Below are 7,908 nucleotides of genomic sequence, written 5' to 3'. Positions count from 1 at the left end.
GGAGGGTGTCGTCCGGCTCGTAGAGCCAGCGCAGGACGGCCTCGTCGTCATAGCCGTTGTCGGCGAGCAGATTGAGCACGCCGGGCAGGTGCTTGAGCACGGTCTGGTTGGCAACCAGGTCTGCTGGGATCCGGCGGACGCCGTCGCGGCGGACCGCCAACAGCTCCCGGTCACGGATCATCTGGTGCACCTTGCTGATCGACACGTCGAGGCGTTCGGCGACGTCGGGCAGGGTCAACCAGTCGGCCGGGTCGGTGGGGCCGGCGAGCTCCAGGCCGGGCGCGGCCTGGTCGGGTACGGGTTCGGTCACCCGACCACCCTGCCACGCCGTCGCCGCGACGAGCCACCGGCACCCCGGGCGGCCCATCTGCGTCCTCTTCCCTGATCGCCGCTGACCAGCGAATAAGGGGCCGGGAGCGCGGCGGGACGGACCGGTTCGGCGTACGGCTGTAGCATCCTGTTCATCCTTCACCCCTTGGACACATAGACTGCCTGCCGATGGACACTCAGGTCGCCGACACGTTGCTGGGCTCGCTGATCGACGGGCGCTACCGCATTCGCGGTCGCGTGGCCCGTGGTGGCATGGCGACCGTGTACACCGCCACCGACGAACGCCTTGAGCGCACCGTCGCTGTCAAGATCATTCACCCGACCCAGGCGAGCGAGGCACGGGCCCGGGTCGCCAACTTCGTGGCCCGGTTCACCGACGAGGCGAAGACCATCGCCCGGCTGACCCACCCGAACGTGGTGGCGGTCTACGACCAGGGCACGCACGCCGGCCTGCCGTACCTGGTGATGGAGTACGTCCGTGGCCGCACGCTGCGTGACGTGCTGGCCGAGCGACGCCGGCTCAACCCGGACGAGGCGCTGGCCATCGCCGAGCAGATGCTCGCGGCGATCGCCGCCGCGCACCGGGCCGGTCTCGTGCACCGCGACGTCAAACCGGAGAACGTGCTGGTCGCGGAGGCGCCGACCGGTGGCGTCGCCAACCTGGTCGACAGCGTCGTGAAGGTGGCCGACTTCGGGCTGGCCCGGGCGGTCGAGGCGAGCGCCGACGAGGAGCAGGGCAACCAGCTGATGGCCACCGTGGCGTACGTCGCCCCGGAGCTGGTCACCGAGGGCCGCGCCGATCCGCGCACCGACGTCTACTCGGCCGGCATCGTGCTGTTCGAGATGCTCACCGGCCGGGTGCCGTACGACGGGGCTCGCCCGGTGGACGTCGCCTGGCAGCACGTCGACCGGGACGTGCCGGCGCCCTCGACGCTGGTGCCGGGCCTGCCGTCGGTCCTCGACGACCTGGTGCAGCGGGCCACCCGCCGTGATCCGGAAGCGCGGCCCGCAGACGCCGGCGCGTTGTTGGCCGAGGTGCAGGTGGCCCGGGATCGTCTGGGCGACGCCAACAGCCACACCGCCGTACTCCGCCCGGTCAGTGACGAACCGTCGCTCTCCCAGCCGACAATGATGGTCGCGACGGTCCAGCCGCCCAACCGCCCGTCGTGGGCACGACTGCCCGAGGGCGCCAGCAGCCAGGGGCCGGGGCGGCGTCGGGCCGCCCCGGAGCCGACGGAGGGCCTGGGCGCCCGGCTCGCCGCGCTGCGCAGCACGGTGCTGAGCAACCCCCGTGGCCGGCTGGCCGTCGCGGCCGTGGTCGTGACGCTGGGCCTGGTGGCCGCGCTCGGGGGTTGGTGGTTCGGCGTCGGCCGCTACACGGACGCTCCGCAACTGGTGAGTTTGAGCAAGGCCGAGGCGCAGGCGCAGGCCGACCGCACCGGGCTTCTCGTCAAGTACGCTGAGCCGCGCTTCGACGAGAAGGCCCCGAAGGACAGCGTGCTGGAGCAGAGCCCGGCGTCCGCTGCCAAGATCATCAAGGGTGGCACGATCACCCTGACCCTCTCCCTCGGCCCGGAGCGTTTCCCCGTACCGGACGTGATCGGCAAGGAGTTCGAGCTCGCCGAGGCGGACCTGGTCAACGCGAAGCTGGTGGTGGCCAAGGGCACCCCCCGTTACGACGACAGCCTGCCGGCCGGGGTCGTGGTGGACAGCTCCCCCAAGGTGGGCGCCGAGGTCAAACCAGGTGCGAAGGTCACCCTCATCCTGAGCCGGGGCAGGGCGCCGGTGACGGTGCCGAACCTGGTCGGCAAGAGCCTGACCGACGCCCGGACGGCCCTCGCCCAGCTCAACCTGGTGCTGAAGGAGACCTACAAGGACTCCGACAAGCCGAGGGACGAGATCCTCGGCCAGAGCCCGGCCGATGGCGCCGGCGTGGAGAAGGGCACCGAGGTCAAGCTGGACGTCAGCAAGGGGCCACCGCTGGTCGCCATGCCGCGGGTGATCGACCTACCGTGCCAGCAGGCCAAGCAGGCGTTGGAGGGTCAGGGCTTCCCGGTGACGATGGCGATCAACCCGAACGCCGTGGTCCGGATCCAGCTCCCGGGCGAAAATTCGCAGGTGGCGCCCGGCACCCCGGTCACACTGACGTGCTTCTGATGCCGACGATCTCCACGCGGCCGGTGGGCACGCACACTCCGACCTCGGGTGGGCTGGCGAAGGCCGCCCTGCCGTACGCCGACGCGACCGGCGCGCAGGTGGTGCAGGTCTACGTCTCCAACTCGCGAGGCTGGGCTCTGCCCAACGGCGACCCGGTGCAGGACGCCCTGTTCCGCGACGGTTGCGCCGAGCGGGGCATTCCCGCGTTCATCCACGCCGCGCTGCTGGTCAACCTCGGCTCGCCCACCCCGGCCACGGTCGAGAAGTCGGGCGAGACGCTGGCGCACGCGCTACGGCGGGGCGTGGCGATCGGCGCGCGCGGGGTGGTGTTCCACGCGGGCAGTTCGGTGGACGAGGGGCACGCCGAGGCGGCGATGCGACAGGTCCGCGAGGTGCTGCTGCCGCTGCTCGACTGGGCTGCCGACGCTGGCGGGCCGATGTTGCTGGTCGAGCCGAGCGCCGGCGGTGGCCGCTCACTGGCCTCCCGGGTGGAGCAGCTCGGGCCCTACCTGGACGCGGTGGACGGGCACCCCATGCTCGGGGTCTGCTTCGACACCTGCCACGCCTGGGCGGCCGGCCACGACCTGGCGGCCGAGGGCGGCATGACGGCGACCCTGGACACCCTGGTGGCCACTGTCGGCGCGGACCGGCTGCGGCTGGTCCACGCCAACGACTCGAAGGATCTGTGCGGCTCCACCCGGGATCGGCACGAGAACATCGGCAAGGGCAGCATCGGCGAGCCCGCCTTCGCCGAGCTGATGACGCACCCGGCGACCGCCGGCGTCCCGTTCGTGGTGGAAACGCCCAGCGAGAAGCAGTTGGGCCACGCCGCCGACATCGCCACCCTCACCCGCCTGTCCCACCCCTGACCCCAACCTTGTTGATCAAGAGATTTGCGTCACCCGGCGACCGGAATCTGACGCGAACCTCTTGATCACCGAGGTGAGACGCAGGCGAGTGGGCGGGTTTCAGGCTGCGGCGAGGATGCGGGGTAGGGCTGCCAGGGCGCGGTCGATGTCCGCGTCGCTGAGGCCCAGGTGCGTGACCAGGCGGGCGGTACGGGGGCCGAGCACCGAGATCAGTACGCCCTCGGCCCGCGCCGCGGCGGCCAGGGCCCGGGCGTCCATGGTGTGCTTGGTGAGGTCCAGCGCGACCAGGTTGGTACGGACCGTGGTGGCCAGCACACCGAACGGAGCGACCGCCTCGGCGAGCCGGGCCGCCTTCGCGTGGTCGTCGGCCAACCGGTCGATGTGCTGTGCGAGCGCGTACCGCCCGGCGGCGGCGAGAATGCCGGCCTGGCGCATGCCCCCGCCCATCCGCTTGCGGATCAGCCGGGCACGTTCGATCTTCTCCGCGCTGCCCACCACCAGCGAACCGACCGGCGCGCCGAGGCCCTTGGAGAGGCACACCGACAGCGTGTCGAAGAGCCGGCCGTACTCGATCAGCGGCACCTGGTCGGCGACGTGCGCGTGCCAGATCCGGGCTCCGTCACAGTGCAGCGCGACGCCCGCCTCATCAGCGACCCCGCGCAGATCCCGCAGGGTCGCCAGCGGAATCACCCCGCCGCCGCCGCGATTGTGGGTCTGCTCGACGGCGATCGCGCGGGTGGGGACGGCGAAGTAACCGTCCGGCCGGATCATCCCGGCCACCACCTCCGGGTCGATGTCCGCGCCCACCGCGGGCCAGGTCCGCGAAGAGATCCCGCCGTACGCGGCCGCGGCGCCGATCTCGTACGTGACCACGTGCGCGTCGGCGTCGCAGAGCAACTCCTCGGCGGGCGACACCAGCAGTTGCAGGGCGATCTGGTTCGCCATCGAACCACTCGGGGCGAACAGCGCCGCCTCGTGCCCGAACAACGCGGCGACCTCGGCCTCCAGCGCGTTGACGCTCGGGTCCTCGCCGTAGACGTCGTCACCGACCTCAGCGGCGGCCATCGCCTCCCGCATCCCGGGGGTGGGTCGGGTCACCGTGTCGGACCGCAGGTCCACGAACAGATCAGGCACTGTCATCCTTTCAACTGCCGACTGCGGGCTGGCAAGCTCACCCTCGCGTCAGCCATGGTCATCCTCTGACTTGCCGGCTGCGGGCTCGCAAGCTCAGCCACGCAGCATTTCCGCTACGAGGAAGGCCAACTCCAACGACTGCTGGGTGTTCAGTCGCGGGTCGCAGGCGGTCTCGTACCGGTCGGGCAGGTCGAGATCCTCGATCCCCTGGGCGCCGCCGAGGCACTCGGTGACGTCCTCGCCGGTCAACTCGACGTGCAGGCCGCCGGGGTGGGTGTCCAGCCCTCGGTGCACCTCGAAGTAGCCGAGCACCTCGTCGACGATGCGGTCGAAGTGCCGGGTCTTGTAGCCGTTCGACGACTCGTGCGTGTTGCCGTGCATCGGGTCGCACTGCCAGACCACCTTGGCGCCGGCGGCGGTGACCTTGGCGACGATCGGCGGCAGAGCGTCGCGTACCCGGTGGTTGCCCATCCGGCTGATCAGGGTGAGCCGCCCGGGGATGTTGTCCGGGTTGAGCTTCTCGCACAACTCGATCGCCTCGTCCGGGGAGGTGGTCGGGCCGAGCTTGACCCCGATCGGGTTGGCGATCCGGGAGATGAAGTCGATGTGCGCCCCGCTGATCTGCCGGGTGCGCTCGCCGATCCAGAGGAAGTGCCCGGAGAGCCCGTACGCCCGTCGGTCGGAGACCCGGGTGAGCGCCCGGTCGTACTCCAGGGCCAGGGCCTCGTGGGAGCAGTAGAGCGTGACGGTGCGCAGCGCCTCGTCGTCGGTCATGCCGCAGGCCCGGATGAAGGCCAGCGCCCGGTCGATCTCCCGAGCGATCGCCTCGTAACGCTCCCCCGCCGGGGAGTTCTTCACGAAGCCCTTGTTCCAGTCGTGCACGGCGTGCAGGTCGGCGAGCCCGCCGGCGAGGTACGCCCGGAGCATGTTCATCGCCGCCGCCGAGTTGGCGTACGCGCGGATCATGCGCTGCGGGTCGGCGACCCGGGCGGCCGGGTCGGCCTCCAGCGAGTTGATCATGTCGCCGCGGTACGCGGGCAGGCCGCGGGCGTCGGTCGGCAGTGAACGGGGCTTCGTGTACTGCCCGGCGACCCGGGCGACCTTGACCACCGGCAGCGACGCGCCGTAGGTGAGCACGATCGCCATCTGGAGCAGGGTGCGGGCGTTGGCCAGCAGGTGGCTCTCGGTGTTGTCCACGAACGTCTCGGCGCAGTCACCGCCCTGCAGCAGGAACGCCTTGCCCTCGCAGACCAGGGCGAGCTTCTGCCGGAGCTGGTCCACCTCGTAGGGCGCGACGACCGACGGCACGGTGTCGAGGACCTTGCAGACCGCGGCCACGGCAGCCGGGTCGGACCACGGCGGGACCTGCTCGCGGGGCAGCTCCCGCCATCGGTCCAGGCCGAGCGCGGCGTCCTCGGCGGAGTCGACGGTCGGTCGGCTGGTCTGCAGGCCCGGGCTGCTCACCGCGGGATGGCTCAGCTGATGCCACTCATGGCGCATGACAGAAAGCGTACGGCGACCGTCGGGGTGGCCGGGCGCCGAGGGGGACGGTTCCGGCAGATGGGAGATCAATCTGCCGGGCGCTGGTCAGGACGCCGGGGTAGGGGCGACGCCGGTCGGCGTCGCTTTGGCACCCGGCGGGCCGGTGGGCGCCTCCCCGGCGATGCACCAGTCGCTGCCGTCACGGGTCACGGTGAAGACCAGCGGCCGGATGACGGTGCGCTTGCCCGCGGTGACCGAGACCGAGACGCTGACTTCCTGCCCGCGTGGACCGGAACGGATGTCGGTGATGGCCGCCTCAGGCACCTGGAAATGGTCGGCGAAGTCACCGTTGGGGCCGGTGGCGCCCAGGTCGAAGCCGTCGTGCAGCAGAGCGCAGAGCTGGCTGCGGCCGGCGGCGACGTCCTTGGCCGCCATCGCGTCGAGGTACGCCTGCACGCGCTCACGGGAGCGAGTGGCGGCCTCCTCGGCGGGGGCCTGGGCCGGCTTGGCGGCGGACTTCTCCTCGTCCTCGCCGCCGATCCCGCAGCCGACCAGGGCGACCGGCAGAAGCATCAGCCCGGCGGCGGTCGCCGCCAGCCTGCGGTGGGTCGCGCGCATGATCACCTCCGTTGGCGGTGAGATCGAGACGTGCCGAGCCGCGAGTCTGCCACATCCAGCTGACCGAGCCCAACGGCGGCGGTCCGATCGACGCTGGGCGTCGACCGGACCGCTGTGTCACGGGCGGGAAGGAACGGTGCGGGTCCCTTCCCGCCGTGTGGGTGGTGCGTCGGCCCTCGGCTCAGCCGAGACCGCCCTTGATGGCGCCGATGAGCTCGCCGTTGCTCGTGTCACCGGAGAGCTCCCAGAAGAACGCGCCACCGAGGCCCTGGTTGTTCGCGTACGTCATCTTGCCGTTGATGGTCGACGGGGTGTCGTAGCTCCACCAGTTGCTGCCGCACTTGGCGTACGCGGTGCCGGCGATCGTGCCGGTGGCCGGGCAGGTGTTCTTGAGGACCTTGTAGTCCTCGATGCCGGCCTCGTAGGTGCCCGGCGCCGCGCCGGTGGCGCTGCCGCCAGGAGCGGCCTGGGTGACACCGGTCCAGCCCCGTCCGTAGAAGCCGATGCCGAGCAGCAGCTTGTTGGCCGGGACGCCCTTGCTCTTGAGCTTCTGGATCGCCGCGTCGGAGTTGAAGCCCTGCTGCGGGATGCCGGTGTACGACGTGAGCGGTGAGTGCGGTGCCGTCGGACCCTGGGCGGCGAAGGCGCCGAAGTAGTCGTAGGTCATCGGCATCAGCCAGTTGAGGTTGCCGATGGCGCCGGCGTAGTCGGTGGCGTCGATCTTGCCGCCGTTGCTGCCGTCCGCGGTGATGGCGGCGGTGACCAGGGCGCTGGACCCGAACTTCGACCGCAACGCGCTGATCACGTTCTTGAACGCGTTCGGGCCGCTGCTGTCACAGGTCAGACCGCAGGCGTTCGGGTACTCCCAGTCGACGTCGATGCCGTCGAAGACGTCCGCCCAGCGCGGGTCCTCGACCAGGTTGTAGCAGCTCTCGGCGAAGGCGGCCGGGTTCTGCGCGGCCTGGGTGAAGCCGCCGGACCAGGTCCAGCCACCGAACGACCAGATCACCTTGAGGTGCGGGTTCAGCTGCTTGAGCTTGCGCAGCTGGTTGAAGCTGCCGCGCAGCGGCTGGTCCCACGTGTCGGCGACGCCGTCGACGCTGTCCGCCGCGGTGTACGCCTTCTCGTAGTCGGCGTAGCTGTCACCGATCGAGCAGCGACCGCCGGTGGTGTTGCCGAAGGCGTACAGGATGTGGGTCAGCTTGGCGGCCGACCCGCTGGTCTGGATGTTCTTGACGTGGTAGTTGCGCCCGTAGACGCCCCACTCCGCGAAGTAGCCGACGACCTTCTTGCCACCCGTGTTCGGCGGTGGCGTGGT

General features: G+C 70.9%; 7 protein-coding genes. 2 read left to right on the top strand and 5 right to left on the bottom strand.

Annotated elements, in window-relative coordinates; translation table 11 throughout:
• Nucleotides 1-310, bottom strand: a 310-nt coding sequence (locus DLJ58_RS01185) for an Rv2175c family DNA-binding protein (protein WP_244218733.1), incomplete at its 3' end; no start/stop codon positions are given.
• Nucleotides 311-498: 188 nt separating this feature from the next.
• On the opposite strand from DLJ58_RS01185, the gene pknB reads away from it, so the two are divergent.
• Together pknB and DLJ58_RS01175 are read left to right on the top strand one after the other, a co-directional pair.
• The gene (gene pknB / locus DLJ58_RS01180) at nucleotides 499-2,487 is read left to right on the top strand and encodes a Stk1 family PASTA domain-containing Ser/Thr kinase (RefSeq protein WP_124853455.1); all 1,989 of its coding nucleotides are present in this window, start codon (nucleotides 499-501) and stop codon (nucleotides 2,485-2,487) included.
• Entirely contained in the window at nucleotides 2,487-3,356 is an 870-nt protein-coding gene (locus DLJ58_RS01175; RefSeq protein ID WP_124853454.1) for a deoxyribonuclease IV, read from the top strand. The genes pknB and DLJ58_RS01175 overlap by 1 nt, the downstream gene beginning before the upstream one ends.
• A 99-nt stretch (nucleotides 3,357-3,455) precedes the next feature.
• On the opposite strand, the gene DLJ58_RS01170 is transcribed toward DLJ58_RS01175, so the two are convergent.
• The 4 genes from DLJ58_RS01170 to DLJ58_RS01155 form a co-directional block, all read right to left on the bottom strand.
• Nucleotides 3,456-4,496 carry a threonine aldolase family protein gene (locus DLJ58_RS01170; RefSeq protein WP_124853453.1) on the bottom strand — a complete coding sequence of 347 codons (1,041 nt, stop codon included), beginning with the start codon at nucleotides 4,494-4,496 and terminating at the stop codon, nucleotides 3,456-3,458.
• 87 nt (nucleotides 4,497-4,583) lie between these two features.
• On the bottom strand, nucleotides 4,584-5,990 hold the full coding sequence (locus DLJ58_RS01165; RefSeq protein WP_124853452.1) for a class II 3-deoxy-7-phosphoheptulonate synthase: 1,407 nt from the start codon (nucleotides 5,988-5,990) through the stop codon (nucleotides 4,584-4,586).
• Between the two features lie 87 nt (nucleotides 5,991-6,077).
• Nucleotides 6,078-6,590, bottom strand: coding sequence for a nuclear transport factor 2 family protein (locus DLJ58_RS01160; protein ID WP_124853451.1), 513 nt, complete (start codon nucleotides 6,588-6,590; stop codon nucleotides 6,078-6,080).
• 181 nt (nucleotides 6,591-6,771) lie between these two features.
• A partial coding sequence (locus tag DLJ58_RS01155; RefSeq protein WP_148097961.1) for a glycoside hydrolase family 18 protein occupies nucleotides 6,772-7,908 on the bottom strand: 1,137 nt, incomplete at its 5' end.

The organism is Micromonospora arida (genome assembly GCF_003857035.1).
GTDB lineage: Bacteria > Actinomycetota > Actinomycetes > Mycobacteriales > Micromonosporaceae > Micromonospora > Micromonospora arida.
This window is presented reverse-complemented; position numbering and strand designations above follow the sequence as displayed.